The sequence below is a fragment of the Cryobacterium sp. Sr8 genome, from assembly GCF_004403225.1.
Lineage (GTDB): Bacteria > Actinomycetota > Actinomycetes > Actinomycetales > Microbacteriaceae > Cryobacterium > Cryobacterium psychrotolerans.
Genome location: NZ_SOHO01000029.1, coordinates 31521 through 46111, shown reverse-complemented (window position 1 = coordinate 46111; position 14591 = coordinate 31521). Strand labels below are relative to the sequence as shown.

Sequence of the window (14591 nt, the reverse complement as noted above, 5' to 3'; positions counted from 1 at the left end):
GGGAGGGAATGGGCCGGCTGGTACGCCGGGTTCTGTCCCGGTGCCAAAGCACCCTGGACGGCCATCTATCTTGGGACTGCGTTGCCGCAGCCCTCTAGCGGTCTACCCGGAAACTCGGCGAGCAGCCTTAGCGTTTCCTGTTCGACCTTGCTCCGGACGAGGTTTACCGAGCCGACCAGGTCACCCTGGCCTCTGGTGGTCTCTTACACCACCGTTTCACCCTTACCCCCGGCCGAGGCCGGTGGCGGTTTACTTTCTGTGGCACTGTCTCGCGGGTTGCCCCGGGTGGGTGTTACCCACCGCCCTGCTCTGTGGAGCCCGGACGTTCCTCGGCATCCGCTGCTCCGAAAAGCACCGAATGACGCGACCGTCTTGCCGACCCATTCAGGTCAAATCCTACAGCCCGAAGCTGTGGCCCATGTCCATGGCCCGGTTGGCCAGCGCATCCGCGCGGGCATTCTCGGCGCGCGGAATCCACTCGAAGGTGACCGGCCGGTGGCCGATCAGTTCCCGTGCCTCGGCCGCCAACTCCCGCATGTCGGGATGTTTGATCTTCCAGCGGCCGGACATCTGTTCGACGACGAGCTGGGAGTCCATGCGCACGAGGATGCCCGCCGTCGGATCGAGCTCGAGTGCGCGGCGGAGGCCTTCGACCATTCCGCGGTACTCGGCGACGTTGTTCGTGGCGATGCCGACCCAGGTCCCGATTTCGGCGAGAATCTCGCCGGTCTCAGCGTCGATGACGAGCGATCCGCTGCCGGCGCGCCCCGGGTTCCCGCGAGACCCGCCGTCCGCCTCGACGATGAATGACCGGCCCACTAGATGCCGGATTCCTCCGTGCGCACCAGGATGGCCCCGCAATCGGGGCAGAAGACGACTTCGTCGGCGGCGGCGGAGCGCACGCTCTCCAGATCGCTGCCGGTGAGCGTCATCGTGCAGCCGCTGCAGGTGCGCGCCCGGAGCAGGGCCGCGGCGTTGCCCCGGCCAACCACCCGCCGCTTCTCGTAGAGTGCGCGAAGTTCTTCGGTCAGGGTCGCCGCGATCGTCTCGCGGTCCCTGGCGAGGTCGCCCAGCTCGCGGTTCAGTTCGGCGAGCCGGATGTCCCTGGCCTTCTCCGCCTCGCTGATCCGGTCCGCGAGGGCGTCGCGGACCGTTTCCACCTCGGCGACGGCCGCTTCGCGCTCTTCGAGGCGTTCCATCACAGCCAGTTCGATTTCCTCGAGGTCGGTGTGCCGCTTCCGCAGGGCGGCCAGTTCGGTCTCGAGCGCCTGGACGTCTTTGACCGAGGATGTGTGCTCGACGCGCTCGGTGTCCCGGGCGATGCGCTTCTCCACCACATCGACATCGGACTCGATCCGGCCCAGCTCGATCCGCACATCCTCGAGTTCGCCGGTGCGCGCCGCCAGGGTCGTCCGTGTCTTCTCGGCCTCGGTGCCGAGCGCGGCGAGTTCTGCGTGCTGGGGCAGCGCCTTCGTCTGGTGCTGCGTCTGCTGGAGCCGGGTGTCGAGCGCCTGGAGCCGAAGAAGCTCCTTCTGCTGTGCTGGGGATGCCTTCACAATGTCCTGACCTTTACGAGTGTTGAGTGGGAACGGGTTGAGGGAGCCGGCCGGCTACTGGATGACGGCAAAGTCCCACGGATCCGTGCGGAGCTCGCTGACGGAGACGCGCATGCCGGGAAGGGCTTCGCGCAATTGCCCGGCCGCGGTCTCGAGCCACAACCATTCACTGGCCCAATGTGAGACGTCGAGCAGCGCGGGACCGGCGCCGCCGAGCCGGGCCTGCTCGCGCGCCTCGGAGGCGGGGTGGTGCCGGAGGTCGGCGGTGATGTACACGTCGGCGGCGAGCACGGACGGGTGCGCGAGGAGCGAGTCCCCGGCGCCGCCGCACAGGGCGACGGTTTCAATCGGCTGCCCGTACTCCCCCGCCGCCCGCACCCCTGATGCAGTGGGCGGCAGCAGCTGGGCCACCCGACGGGCCAGCTGGCCCAGGGTCGTCGGTTCGGCGAGCCGGCCAACGCGTCCGATGCCCGTCCCGGGGACCGTGCCCGCCGTGATGGGCAGGGCGTCAACGAGCCCCAGCCGTGAGGCGAAGACGTCCGAGACGCCGTCGACGACGATGTCGGCGTTGGTGTGGGCCGCCAGCAGCGCGCAGTTCGCGCGGATGAGACGGCTCAGCAGCGCCCCCTTGTAGCGGTCCTCGGCGACGGTGGTCACGCCGCGCAGCAGCAGTGGGTGGTGCACGAACAGGAGGTCGGCATTGGCCTCGATGGCCTCGTCGACGGTGTCGGCCACGGCATCGACGGCCAGGTGGATGTGGTCGATCGGACCGGCCGGATCCCCGCTCAGCAAGCCGGGCGCGTCCCACTGCTCGGCTCCGGACAGCGGCCACAGATCGTGGGCGACCCGGGTTACGTCGGCGAGCGAGAATGACACGGAGCCAGCCTACCGGTGACTAGCTGTCGTCCGGGTGCCTGCGGACTCTGCTGCGCCTTTTCGAGAAGAATCCCCATCGCCTCGTGACCTCGACGACGCGCTCGTCCGCACGAACGCGCGGGCTGGTGATCGGTTCGGCGGCCCCGGGGACGACGTCGTCGGCATCATCCGGGAGATCCGCGTCGAACCCGCTCGCCGGCACCGCGTGAGACGGGACCGGATGAGAGGCGGTCCGGGCACCGTCATCGACCGCAGCGGCGAGATCGTCATCGCCGTGCGCTTCGGGTCCTTCGGGTGGTCCGGAGCCTTCCTGCCCCGCCGACTCGCGGTCGAGCATGCCCGGATTCTACCAACACGGGCTCCGGTTTGGTCCGGTCCGGAGCAACGAGCGCGAACACGCTTGCCATCAAGAGGATGAGGCCGGTCCAGCCGACGGGGTGGAGCCGCTCGCCGACGACAAGCACGGCCAGAACGGTGGCCACCAGCGGCTCAATCAGCGTGAGGGTCGTGGCCGTGCTGCTCCGCACGTGCCGCAGCCCCGCGCCGAAAAGCAGATAGGCCGCGAACATCGGCCCGATGGCCAGGTAGGTCGAGATCCCGATCGTGCGAGCCTCGGCCAGGAGCGGGGCCCCCGTCGCGATGAGCACAGGCAGGAGGCACAGCGCTCCAGCGCCGAACAGAGCCCCCATCGTGGCGCTGGAGCCGTGCCCCCGGGCGATCATCCGGTGGGAACTGTCGGTGTAGACGGCGTAGCTCAGGCCTGCCACGAGGCCGAGCAGCACCCCGAGCGGAGCCGACCGGTCCGCGCCGCCGTCGGCCGGGCGCCCGATCACCAGCAGGGCCGTGCCGACGAGGGCGATGGCCGTGCACGCGGCCCACCGCCGAGTCAGGCCGCCCGGGTCCCGGAGGAACTCGATCAGGCCGGCGAAGACGGGAGCCGAGGCCAGCGAGACCACGGTGCCCATCATCACCCCGGCCAGGTGCATGGAACTGTAGAAGGCCAGCGGGTAGAGCACGACTCCGACGACGCCGACGACCAGGTGCGGACGGATCGAGCGATCCCGAATCACCCGCAGCGCACCGAGCGAGGAGAGCGCGAACAACAGCGCCCCACCGACGGCCATCGTCGCTGCGCCGGTTGCGAGCGGGCCGACGCTGCCCGGCAGGAAATGTGCGGCCGTGCCCGTCGTTCCCCAGAGCACTGCCGCCAGGACGATCGGGGCGACCCCGCGGGCCTCTCTCACCAGCCCAGGGTCCCGGGCTCACCCTTGAACGGCCCGACGACGCGCGAGGTGATCCAGCCGCCGTAGAACCGGCCGGCCTGCGGCCGCACCCGTTCACCGTCCACCGTGCACTCGTCCATCCGGTCGGGATACACGGCGACGCGGCCGACCAGGTCCAGGTATCCGGGACGAGGCGACGGATAGGACCAGGCCGCGGAGTCGGCCCGCTCCCCGGTGGGGGCGACCACGGTCAGGTACGACGCTTCCCCCTTGTATTCGCACACGGTGTGGCCCTCCGCGGGCTGCAGGACCCCTGGCGCGAAGGCCGCTCGCGGCAGGTAGTAGACCGGCGGATGGCTGGTCTCCAGCACACGCACGGCATCCGTCGTGTCGGCGATGACCCGGCCGGCGAAGCGCACGACGACCCGGGATGGAACCGACTCAACCCGGGGCGGGCGCGGATAGTCCCACACGGATTCCTGGCCCGGCCCGGGCCGGGCGACCTCTTCAGGGGGCGGTTTCATCCAGCCAGCGTACCGGCACCGTGACCCGGGTAGACTCCCCGCTGACAGCCTGATCGAGTAGCGCACTCCGGCGCGACTCGCGGAAAAGGAGACGTTTCCATGGCCGAACGCGTGATTGTCGCCATCGACGGCGGCCCGGCCAGCAGCGCGGCCGTGGACTGGATGCTCGAGCGAGCGCGAACGGTCAACCTGACCGTGGAACTGACCACGGTGATCGAACTGGGCTGGGCCCCGGCCGGCGGGCCGCAAGACGACTTCCACCTCGTGTACGAACGGGCGCTGGCGGAGGCGGCACGCCGGGTCGACGAGGCCGCGCCGAGCCTCAAAAAGACCAGTGTCATGCGTCGGGGCGCCCCGGTCGAGGAACTCATCCGCGCCTCCGCCAAGGCCGACCTCCTGGTGATCGGCACGAAGAAAACGGGCTTCATGGCCGGGGCGGTGTACGGCACCCTGCCGCTCCGCCTCGCCGCGCACGCTCGTTGCCCGCTTGTCGTCGTTCCGGCCAATTGGACGCACCTGGACGGGCCTGTCGTGGTCGGCGTTGAGGACGATGACACCTCGGATGTCGCGCTTGACTTCGCCGCCCGTGAGGCCGTCCGACTCGGTCGCGGCCTGGTCATCGTGCACGCCTGGAGCATCCCGGCGACCCTGGGCTTCGACGACGGCCTGATGATCCCTTTCGACGACCTCCGGCAGGCCCACGACGAGATTCTGGCCACGGCCGCGGGGCGCATCCGGGAGGCGAATCCTGGCCTGGACGTCACCGTGACCCTCGAGCAGGGCCCGGCCGCGCAGACACTCGTCGACGCGTCGCGAACCGCGGAGCTCCTGGTCGTCGGCACTCACGGGCGCGGGGCGCTAGCCGGGCTCATCCTGGGTTCGGTGAGCCACGATGTGCTGCTCAACATGCCCTGCCCGATTGCGGTTGTTCCCCGCGCGGTCACCGGTGCGGCGACCGCGATGCAGCCCAAGCAGTAGCCGAATTCGATCAGTAGTCGAATTCGTCGAACTGGGCGAATGCGCGATCGTGGGCCAGCCCGATGGGAGTCTGGAGCGACTGGTCCTCGGCCTTGCGATGCAGGAGTTCCGTCGTGCCCAGTTCGACCAGTTCGAACGCGGCCGGTTCGGACGTCACGCTGACCAGCTGGCTCGCGGAGCCGATCAGGAACTGAGCACGGCCCTGCCTGCCGTCATCGCTGATGATCGGGATGTCCACGACGTCGACCTGGCGTCGCCCGCTGAGCGCCTCGGCATAGACGAGCACGGCGTCTGCTAGATCGCTTCCGGTGACGACGGAACCGCCCGGATGAAAGATGCGCTTCATTGGAATCCCTCGACTGCTCACGGCTGAACGTGTGCTGCCGGGGTCCGGGGCTGCACAACCATTCTACGCCGAGCCGAGCCTTGAGCGCGCCCGGTTCACCACCGAATGTGCAGCGGTGAGGGTCAGAGGGAAAGGGTGCGGGTGACGACGCGTTCGGCGACGTCGACCAACGGGATGCCGTTACGCCGGGCGTAGTCTCGCAGCAGGGCGAACGCCTCATCCATGTTGGCGGAATGGGTGAAGGCGAGGACCCCCTTGGCCTGCTCGATCAAGACCCGGCTGTTCAGCGCATGCTGGAGCTGCTGGCGTGCGTCGTCGCTCTCCCGGATGGCCCGTTCCTGGAGGATGCCGATGGTGGCCACATCGGCGAGGGCCTGCACCGTGACGATATCCGCCTCGCCGAGGGCGCCGAGGCGGTCCCAGAAGATGTTCAGTGAACCGATGGTCGTCGTGCGCAACCTCAGCGGCACGGCGATCATGGAAGCGAAACCCTGTTCGAGCGCCCCGGCGCGAAACCGCGGCCACTTGGGTCCGACGGCGTCGATGTCCCCGACGGCGACCGCACGCCCGGTCGTGAGGCACTCCACGCACGGGCCGCTACCGGATCGGAGCTGGAGGATCTCAACGAGTCGGCCGCGTTCATTGGTCGATGCAACGACCTCGAGTTCGCCTTCCCCGGCCGACAGGATGATACCCGCTGCCGAGGCCTCGAAGAGGGGCACGCACTTCTCCACCAGCGTCTGCAAGAGGTCGACTATGTCATAGCCGACGACGAGGGTGTCGGCAAGTGTGACGAAAGTCTCGACCAGCTGACCTTCACGTGTCTGGGTCACCATGAGGCCATTCTAGATGTCGTTCAAATGCGAGGTGAAATCCACCCGCCGAGCGACGATGTCCGCCGCAACCTCGCGCACCGACCGTCCGTGTGAAAACGCGTAGCCGTTGATGACGAGCAACGCATCCGCGGCGGACAACCCGAGTTGGGCCAGGATCATCCCGGTGGCCTGGTGAACGACCCGTCGGGAGTAGCCACTGTCGGCCTCGGCGTCCTGCTTGAGGGTCTGCGCGGAAAGGCTGCGCCGGAGCACCTGGAGGGCGACGATGCCCGCCAGGGCAACGGCATCCGCGATCTGCGCCGGCGACAGTGTTCCCGGTCGCCGGGCATACAGGTCGACGGCTCCGATATCGAGGGACCCGAGCGTGAGCGGGAATGCGTAGAGCGCCCCCACCGGTGCGTCACCGATCGCCTCGAGGAAAATGGGCCAGGACGAGGGAGCGGCGCTGTGGAGGTCGGGCGCGAGGACCGGCCGGCGCGACGTCAGCGCCTCCCAGCAGGGCCCCTCGCCGAGGTCGAACTGGAGCTCGTCGATCCGGGCCGCCTGCGTGTCGCTCGCGCACACCGTTTCGGTGCCGAACGGGGCGCCCAGCGTCGAAATCGCGACCCCGGTGACCGGCAGCAACCCCAGGAACGGCCGACACAGGCTGGTCGCGTTTTCGTGGGCCGTGGAGAGTTCCTCGACCGCTGCGCCGAATGCTCGACGATCAGGCATGGTGGGCAGGTGCGGACGCGGGTGCAGTACAGCGGGTTGTCATGGTGACCTCAGGATCACCCCGCTTCGCGGACCAACCAGTTTCGACGTGTGGCACGGACAAGGCCGCGTTACCTGCAGCGTATCCCCCCGCCGGCGAGCCGAGCCGGATTGGCCGACCCCCCTTGACAAAGTGAGCGACGCACCCCAAGGCGGAACCGGTGCAGGAGGAGGGACGCGACCACTATTGCGCGATCACTCGTGGTGGGCCCTACCGGGCTCGAACCGATGACATCCACGGTGTAAACGTGGCGCTCTACCAACTGAGCTAAAGGCCCCGACCGCGCCACTCCGGCGCGAGATCGAGTAGGTCAAGCATACCCAACGTGGACCTACAGTGGTGCATGAGCACTGAGCGACTGACCTGGCACGGCCAGCACAAGAAGACCCTCGACCGTGGCGCCCGGGCGGCCGACGTCATGCGCAACAAGATGGGCAGCTGGCCGTTCGTAGGAGCGTTCCTCGCCATCATGGCGGTCTGGGCGGTCCTGAACACGGTCGGGCTGGACCGTGCGCTGCACTGGGATCCCTACCCGTTCATCCTGCTCAACCTGTTCCTCAGCATGCTCGCCGGCCTGCAGGGCGCCATCCTGCTGATTGCGGCGAAGCGGCAGGACGCCATCTCGGCCGCGCTCGCCCAGCACGACTATGACACCGACGTCGCGGCGAAGGCCGATATCGGCCTGCTCATGGAAGTCAATAACCGCCAGCTGGAGATGATCATGGACCTGCGCCTGCTGGTGACGGCCCTGCACGACGAACGGTCCGGCAACCCGGCCCCCGCGGCCCAGTAAGCGGCCGGCGGCAACGGGGTCAGGCGGGCTGAAGTTCGGCCAGCGCCGCCTGGTACGCGCTGAAGGAGCGGGGCTCCCCCGGCTCTGTGATGAAACTCGCTCGGATGATCCCGCGCGGGTCGATCAGGAAGGTCGCCCGGTTCGAGAACCCCCTGGCATCCAGGAACACCCCGTATTCCTTGGCTACGGCGCCGTGCGGCCAGAAATCGGCGACCAGGCTGAAGGTGTAGCCCTCCTGCTCCCCCCACGCGCGCAGCGCGTGCCGGGAATCGACGGAGATGCCGATGACCTCAACCCCGGCGTCGGCGAAGAGCGACAGGTTGTCGCGCAGCTCGCAGAGCTCGCCGCTGCAGATTCCCGAGAAGGCCAGCGGGAAGAACACCAGCGCGACCGACTTGTCACCGCGGTACTGGCTGAGCTGGATGCGCTCGCCGTACTGGTTGACGAGCTCGAAATCGGGTGCAAGGGTCTCGTTTTCCAGTGCCATGCTGCGTTTCCTTTCCGTGCCGCGATGGAGGCGGCTGAACACGGTCCCAAAGCATAGCCCCGCCGGATCGGCGCACCAAGACGACCGAGCCCCGGCGTGCGCGGACGGCGACTAAAATTAGTAGGCTGGCGTGGTGTCGTGGGGTGTGATTGACCCACCCCCGCTTGCGGCACCACTAAACATGGCACGACCTGCCGAATAGAGAGAGGTCGAGTGTGACTGTCGACGATCAGGATCCCTACTCCGTTGCTAAGCACGACGCAGACCCCCAGGAGACCGCCGAATGGTCTGAATCGCTGGACTCACTCGTAGCGGCCCACGGCCACGAACGCGGCCGCGAGATCATGCTGAGCCTGCTCAAGCGTTCCAAGGAACTGCACCTGGGTGTGCCGATGGTGCCCACCACGGACTACATCAACACGATCGCGGCGGAGAACGAACCCGAGTTCCCCGGTGACGAAGACATCGAGCGCCGCTACCGCGCCTGGATCCGGTGGAACGCGGCCGTGCTGGTGCACCGCTCACAGCGCCCCGGCATCGCCGTCGGCGGCCACATCGCGACCTACGCGTCGTCCGCCGCCCTCTACGAGGTCGGCTACAACCACTTCTTCCGCGGCCAGGACCACCCGGGCGGCGGCGACCAGATCTTCATCCAGGGCCACGCCTCCCCAGGCACCTACGCGCGCGCCTTCCTCGAGGGCCGTCTGAGCACGGACCAGCTCGACGGGTTCCGCCAGGAGAAATCGCACGCTCCCAACGGCATTTCGTCTTACCCGCACCCGCGCCTGATGCCGGAGTTCTGGCAGTTCCCGACCGTGTCGATGGGCCTCGGGCCGATCAACGCGATCTACCAGGCCCAGCTGAACCGGTACCTGACCAACCGCGGGATCAAGGATGCGAGCGACCAGCAGGTCTGGGCATTCCTCGGCGACGGCGAAATGGACGAGGTCGAAAGCCGCGGCCAGCTCCAGGTTGCCGCCAACGACGGCCTCGACAACCTCAACTTCGTCGTCAACTGCAACCTGCAGCGCCTCGACGGCCCTGTGCGCGGCAACGGCAAGATCATCCAGGAGCTCGAGAGCTTCTTCCGCGGCGCCGGCTGGAACGTCATCAAGGTCGTCTGGGGCCGCGAATGGGACGAGCTCCTCCGGCGCGACACCGACGGCGCCCTGCTCAACCTGATGAACGTCACGCCCGACGGTGACTACCAGACGTACAAGGCCGAAAGTGGAGCCTACGTGCGGGAGAACTTCTTCGGCCGCGACCCGCGCGCGCTCAAGCTGATCGAGGACTACAGCGACGAAGAGGTCTGGAACCTCAAGCGCGGCGGGCACGACTACCGCAAGGTCTACGCGGCGTTCAAGGCGGCATCCGAACACAAGGGACAGCCCACCGTCATCCTGGCGAAGACGATCAAGGGCTACGGCCTCGGACCGAGCTTCGAGGGTCGCAATGCGACCCACCAGATGAAGAAGATGACGCTCGACAACCTCAAGACCTTCCGCGACAGCATGCACGTGCCAATCACGGATGCCCAGCTCGAGGAGAACCCGTACCTGCCGCCGTACTACACCCCGGGAGACCAGGACGAGGCGATCCAGTACCTGCACGAGCGCCGCCGCGCGCTCGGCGGCTACCTGCCGGAGCGTCGCAGCAAGTACACCCAGCTCACCCTGCCGGAAGACGCCACCTACGCGATCTCGAAGAAGGGCTCCGGCACCCAGGAGATCGCCACCACCATGGCGTTCGTGCGGCTGCTCAAGGACCTCCTGCGCTCGAAGGACTTCGGCCACCGCATCGTGCCGATCATCCCGGACGAGGCCCGCACGTTCGGCATGGACGCGTTCTTCCCGAACGCCAAGATCTACAACCCGAACGGCCAGCATTACACCGCGGTGGACCACGCCCAGCTGCTCGCCTACAAGGAGAGCCCGCAGGGTCAGATCCTGCACGTCGGCATCAACGAGGCCGGCGCCATGGCTGCGTTCACCAACGTCGGCACGTCGTACGCCACCCAGGGCGAACCGCTGATTCCGATCTACGTGTTCTACTCCATGTTCGGTTTCCAGCGCACCGGCGACGCCATGTGGGCAGCGGGCGACCAGATGGCCCGCGGCTTCATGATCGGCGCCACCGCCGGCCGCACCACGCTTACCGGTGAAGGCCTGCAGCATGCTGACGGCCACTCGCCGCTGCTGGCCTCGACCAACCCCGCCGTCGTCTCCTACGACCCCGCGTACGGTTACGAGATCGGCCACATCATGCGCGCCGGGCTCGAGCGGATGTACGGCGGCAAGCACGCGACGCCGAACGTCATGTACTACATCACGGTCTACAACGAGCCGTACGTGCAGCCTCCGCAGCCCGATAACGTGGATGTCGACGGAATCCTTCGGGGCATCCACCGCATCAACGAGTCCTCGCTGACCGGGCCGAAGGCGCAGCTGCTGGCCTCCGGTGTCGCCGTGGGCTGGGCCCTCGAGGCGCAGAAGATGCTCGCAGACGACTGGGGAGTGTCGGCCGACGTCTGGTCGGTCACCTCCTGGTCCGAGCTGCGCCGCGACGGCCTGGCGGCCGAGGACCACAACTTCCTCCACCCGGATGCCGAGCCGCGCACCGCGTATGTGACCGAGAAGCTTGCGGGTGCGAGCGGACCGTTCGTCGCCGTGACCGACTTCATGCACGCGATTCCCGACCAGATTCGCCAGTTCGTTCCCGGTGACTTCGCGACGCTCGGCGCCGACGACTTCGGGTTCTCGGACACGCGTCCGGCCGCTCGCCGCTTCTTCAAGATCGATGGACCCTCGATGGTGGTGCGTACGCTCCAGCAGCTCGCCAGGCGTGGCGAGATCGACCGGAGCCTGGTCAGCCAGGCGATCGCGAAGTATGAGCTGCACGACGTCACGGCGGGCACCACCGGCTCCGCCGGGGGCGAGAGCTAAGCTCCCCGTGGCACCGGCGCCCAAGACGAAGGAACAGACGCTCGCCTGGCTGCGGACAATCTCGGGTGAGTTGTCCACGGCCACGCTCAAGCGGCTCGAGGACACGCTGCCCTGGTACGGCGACATGCCGCCGGGGCGGCGGTCCGCCGTCGGGCTGGTCGCGCAGGCCGGCATCACCTCGTTCATCTCCTGGTTCGACGACCCCACGTCGACCCCGTGGATCGCGGCGGATGTCTTCGGCGCCGCCCCGCGGGAGCTTCTGCGCTCGATCAGCCTGCAGCAGACCCTGCAGCTGATCCGGGTCAGTGTGGAAGTCGTCGAGGAACGGGTCAAAGACGGCAGCGAACTGCTGCGCGAGGCCATCCTGCTCTACTCGCGGGAAATCGCGTTCGGGGCGGCGGATGTCTACGCCCGCGCCGCCGAGGCCCGCGGGCTCTGGGACGCCCGCCTCGAGGCCCTCGTCGTTGACTCGATCCTCAGCGGCGAATACGACGACGAACTGCCCAGCCGCATCGCGGCGCTCGGCTGGCACGGGCACGGCGAGGTCTGTGTGCTCGTCGGAACGACTCCGAAGATGCTCGACGTCGACCGTCTGCGCCGCTCGGCCAGGCACATGGCCGCTGACGTGCTGATCGGCGTGCAGGGCAACCGCCTCGTGCTCGTCATCGGCCGCGCCCATCCCACCCCGGTCGACACCGACGACGCGATCGGCACCGCAGGCGCGCTCAGCTTCATGGAAATCGCCCTGCAGCTCGAGCCCAGCTTCGGCCCCGGCCACCTGGTGCTCGGCCACGAGGTGCCCAACCTCGTCGACGCGTCCAAGAGTGCGAAGGCCGCTCTGGCCGGCTTCGCCGTCGCCCGCTCGTGGCGGAACGCCCCACGACCGGTCCAGGCCGACGACCTGCTCCCCGAGCGCGCCCTCGCCGGCGACCCGCTCGCCCGCGCCACGCTGATCCACCGGATCTACCGCCCGTTGCAGGCGCACTCCACCGAGCTCCTCACCACGCTGTGGTGCTACCTCGACAACGGCCGATCGCTCGAAGCGACGGCGCGTGAGCTGTTCGTGCACCCCAACACGGTGCGCTATCGGCTCAAGCGGGTGTCGGAGGTCATCGGCTACGACGCCACCGGAGCCCGGGAAGCCCTCATCCTGCAGGCGGCACTCATCATCGGTTCGATCAGCGACCACGACGGTTCTGCCCGTCGCCGCTGACCCGGCCGACGGCGAATATGCCGAAAACGACAAACGATCGCCGAATACTTGGTGCACCCTCGACACACGGACCTCGGCCCGGGTTGGGAGACTAGTCACGTGATTGTCGTCGTTTGCCCAGGACAGGGCTCCCAAACCCCAGGTTTCCTCACCCCGTGGCTCGAACGCCCCGACTTCGCCGCCGGACTGGCGGACATGTCGGACCAGGTCGGCATCGACCTCACGGCGCACGGGACCCACAGTGACGCCGACACGATCCGCGACACCGCGATCGCCCAGCCCCTCATCGTTGCGGCCGGACTCCTCACCCTCCGGGCCCTTCTGGCCGACGGACGCCACACCGCCGTCGCCGGCATAGCCGGCCACTCCGTCGGCGAGATCACCGCTGCCGCGGGCGCCGGCATCCTGGACGCCGTCGACGCGATGCGATTCGTGCGCGAGCGCGGCGCCGCGATGGCACGGGCGGCAGCGCTCGAACCCACCGGAATGAGCGCCGTCATCGGCGCCGACGAGGGCGAACTCCTCGCGAGGCTCGCCGAACTGGACCTCGAACCAGCCAACTTCAACGGCGGCGGCCAGATCGTCGTGGCCGGCGCGCTGCCCGCGCTGGGCGCACTCGCCGAGACCCCGCCCAGCCGGGCCCGGGTCATTCCGCTTCAGGTCGCCGGCGCATTCCACACCCGGTATATGCGGCCCGCCGCCGAGCATCTCGCGTCCGTCGCGGCCGGGTTTTCGCCCCACGACCCCGCCCTGCCGATCTGGACCAATCACGACGGAAGCCGAGTTTCCGACGGCGCCCGTTTCCTCGAGCTACTCGTCGGCCAGGTCTCCTCGCCGGTACGGTGGGACCTGTGCATGCAATCGTTCGCAGATGCCGGCGTGACCGGAATCATCGAAGTTGCGCCGGCCGGAGCCCTCGTCGGGCTCGCTAAGCGGGCACTCAAGGGCGTTCCCAGCGTCGCCATCAAAACGCCGGGCGATCTTCCGGCCGCGTGGGCGCTGCTCGAGCAGCAGTCCTGAGCCGGAACCAAAGAAACACAAGCGAGGAAGTCGCATGACCCAGCCAACACTTCAGCAGTCGCACGGCCCGCAGTACACCCGCATCCTGTCGGTGGGAGCCGCCCGCGGCGACCTCGTCGTTCCCAACGACGACCTGGTCGGGCCGATCGATTCCTCCGACGAGTGGATCCAGCAGCGCACCGGGATCATCACGCGCACCCGGGCCAGCCAGGACCTGCTCGCCGTCGACCTCGCCACGGATGCCGCCCGCGAGGCCATCGAGCGCAGCGGGATCGACCCCACCCTCATCGACGCCGTCATCGTCGCCACGATCAGCAACACCCAGCAGACGCCATCCATGGCCGCGGTCGTTGCCGACCGCGTCGGCACGACGCCCGCCGCCGCCTATGACGTCAACGCGGCCTGCGCCGGCTACTCGTATGCCATCGCCCAGGCTGACGCGCTCATCCGCGCCGGCGCCGCCCACTACGCACTCGTGATCGGCGCGGAGAAGCTGTCCGACGTGGTCGACCCCACCGACCGCAGCATTTCCTTCCTTCTCGGCGACGGCGCCGGCGCCGTGGTGATCGGCCCGAGCGAGTTCCCCGGGATCTCCCCCACTGTGTGGGGTTCCGACGGGTCGAAGGCGGACGCCGTGGGCATGAACCACACGCTGCAGGAATACCGGCGGGGCGAGGCGCCCTGGCCGACCCTGCGCCAGGAGGGCCAGACGGTCTTCCGCTGGGCGGTGTGGGACATGGCCAAGGTGGCCAAGAAGGCGCTCGAGGCTGCCGGTATCACGGCAGACCAGCTCGCCGCTTTCATCCCGCACCAGGCCAACATGCGCATCATCGACGAGTTCGCGAAGCAGCTGAAGCTTCCGGCATCCGTCGTGATCGCCCGCGACATCGCGACGACCGGCAACACGTCGGCCGCGTCCATCCCGCTGGCCACCCACCGCCTGCTCGAAGAACACCCCGAGCTCAGCGGCGGCCTCGCGCTCCAGATCGGCTTCGGCGCCGGACTGGTCTACGGCGCGCAGGTCGTTGTGCTGCCTTAGTCCC

General features: G+C 68.3%; 15 protein-coding genes, 1 tRNA gene and 1 other RNA gene. 6 read left to right on the top strand and 11 right to left on the bottom strand.

Annotated elements, in window-relative coordinates; translation table 11 throughout:
• Positions 1 to 5 precede the first annotated feature (5 nt).
• The 6 genes from rnpB to E3T54_RS04795 all read right to left on the bottom strand — a co-directional run bounded on the left by rnpB (position 6) and on the right by E3T54_RS04795 (position 4179).
• An RNA gene (rnpB, locus tag E3T54_RS04820) (RNase P RNA component class A) lies at positions 6 to 383 on the bottom strand.
• A gap of 13 nt (positions 384 to 396) precedes the next feature.
• Positions 397 to 819, bottom strand: a complete 423-nt coding sequence (locus tag E3T54_RS04815; protein WP_134474789.1) for a reverse transcriptase-like protein — start codon at positions 817 to 819, stop codon at positions 397 to 399.
• Positions 819 to 1556 carry a zinc ribbon domain-containing protein gene (locus E3T54_RS04810; protein WP_134474788.1) on the bottom strand — a complete coding sequence of 246 codons (738 nt, stop codon included), beginning with the start codon at positions 1554 to 1556 and terminating at the stop codon, positions 819 to 821. Before E3T54_RS04810 ends, E3T54_RS04815 begins: the two co-directional genes overlap by 1 nt.
• 54 nt (positions 1557 to 1610) lie before the next feature.
• A complete protein-coding gene (locus E3T54_RS04805; RefSeq protein WP_092321803.1) occupies positions 1611 to 2432 on the bottom strand; it encodes a Nif3-like dinuclear metal center hexameric protein in 822 nt (273 codons plus the stop codon).
• Positions 2433 to 2698: 266 nt separating this feature from the next.
• Positions 2699 to 3676, bottom strand: a complete 978-nt coding sequence (locus tag E3T54_RS04800; RefSeq protein WP_241977062.1) for a DMT family transporter — start codon at positions 3674 to 3676, stop codon at positions 2699 to 2701.
• The gene (locus E3T54_RS04795) at positions 3673 to 4179 is read right to left on the bottom strand and encodes a DUF427 domain-containing protein (protein ID WP_134474786.1); all 507 of its coding nucleotides are present in this window, start codon (positions 4177 to 4179) and stop codon (positions 3673 to 3675) included. The genes E3T54_RS04800 and E3T54_RS04795 overlap by 4 nt, the downstream gene beginning before the upstream one ends.
• A gap of 99 nt (positions 4180 to 4278) precedes the next feature.
• Here E3T54_RS04795 and E3T54_RS04790 point away from each other — a divergent pair, with 99 nt between their 5' ends.
• Entirely contained in the window at positions 4279 to 5157 is an 879-nt protein-coding gene (locus E3T54_RS04790; RefSeq protein ID WP_134474785.1) for a universal stress protein, read from the top strand.
• Positions 5158 to 5167: 10 nt separating this feature from the next.
• On the opposite strand, the gene E3T54_RS04785 is transcribed toward E3T54_RS04790, so the two are convergent.
• The 4 genes from E3T54_RS04785 to E3T54_RS04770 form a co-directional block, all read right to left on the bottom strand.
• On the bottom strand, positions 5168 to 5503 hold the full coding sequence (locus E3T54_RS04785; RefSeq protein WP_134474784.1) for a hypothetical protein: 336 nt from the start codon (positions 5501 to 5503) through the stop codon (positions 5168 to 5170).
• Positions 5504 to 5625: 122 nt separating this feature from the next.
• Positions 5626 to 6339 carry a GAF and ANTAR domain-containing protein gene (locus E3T54_RS04780; protein WP_174775342.1) on the bottom strand — a complete coding sequence of 238 codons (714 nt, stop codon included), beginning with the start codon at positions 6337 to 6339 and terminating at the stop codon, positions 5626 to 5628.
• A gap of 9 nt (positions 6340 to 6348) precedes the next feature.
• Positions 6349 to 7053, bottom strand: a complete 705-nt coding sequence (locus tag E3T54_RS04775; RefSeq protein WP_092321794.1) for a GAF and ANTAR domain-containing protein — start codon at positions 7051 to 7053, stop codon at positions 6349 to 6351.
• 241 nt (positions 7054 to 7294) lie between these two features.
• Positions 7295 to 7370, bottom strand: a tRNA-Val gene (locus tag E3T54_RS04770).
• Between the two features lie 66 nt (positions 7371 to 7436).
• On the opposite strand from E3T54_RS04770, the gene E3T54_RS04765 reads away from it, so the two are divergent.
• Positions 7437 to 7886 (top strand): DUF1003 domain-containing protein, encoded by a 450-nt coding sequence (locus tag E3T54_RS04765; RefSeq protein WP_134474783.1) that lies wholly within the window; start codon positions 7437 to 7439, stop codon positions 7884 to 7886.
• 19 nt (positions 7887 to 7905) lie between these two features.
• Here E3T54_RS04765 and E3T54_RS04760 read toward each other — a convergent pair whose 3' ends face one another.
• Entirely contained in the window at positions 7906 to 8373 is a 468-nt protein-coding gene (locus tag E3T54_RS04760; RefSeq protein ID WP_092321791.1) for a peroxiredoxin, read from the bottom strand.
• A 215-nt stretch (positions 8374 to 8588) separates the two neighbouring features.
• Between E3T54_RS04760 and aceE the strand changes: the two genes are divergently transcribed.
• The 4 genes from aceE (at position 8589) to E3T54_RS04740 (ending at position 14587) form a co-directional block, all read left to right on the top strand.
• Positions 8589 to 11315 carry a pyruvate dehydrogenase (acetyl-transferring), homodimeric type gene (aceE, locus tag E3T54_RS04755; protein ID WP_134474782.1) on the top strand — a complete coding sequence of 909 codons (2727 nt, stop codon included), beginning with the start codon at positions 8589 to 8591 and terminating at the stop codon, positions 11313 to 11315.
• Between the two features lie 49 nt (positions 11316 to 11364).
• The gene (locus E3T54_RS04750) at positions 11365 to 12528 is read left to right on the top strand and encodes a CdaR family transcriptional regulator (protein ID WP_241977065.1); all 1164 of its coding nucleotides are present in this window, start codon (positions 11365 to 11367) and stop codon (positions 12526 to 12528) included.
• A 99-nt stretch (positions 12529 to 12627) separates the two neighbouring features.
• Positions 12628 to 13548, top strand: coding sequence for an ACP S-malonyltransferase (locus tag E3T54_RS04745; RefSeq protein ID WP_134474780.1), 921 nt, complete (start codon positions 12628 to 12630; stop codon positions 13546 to 13548).
• A gap of 34 nt (positions 13549 to 13582) precedes the next feature.
• Positions 13583 to 14587, top strand: coding sequence for a beta-ketoacyl-ACP synthase III (locus tag E3T54_RS04740; protein WP_092321785.1), 1005 nt, complete (start codon positions 13583 to 13585; stop codon positions 14585 to 14587).
• Positions 14588 to 14591: the final 4 nt, after the last annotated feature.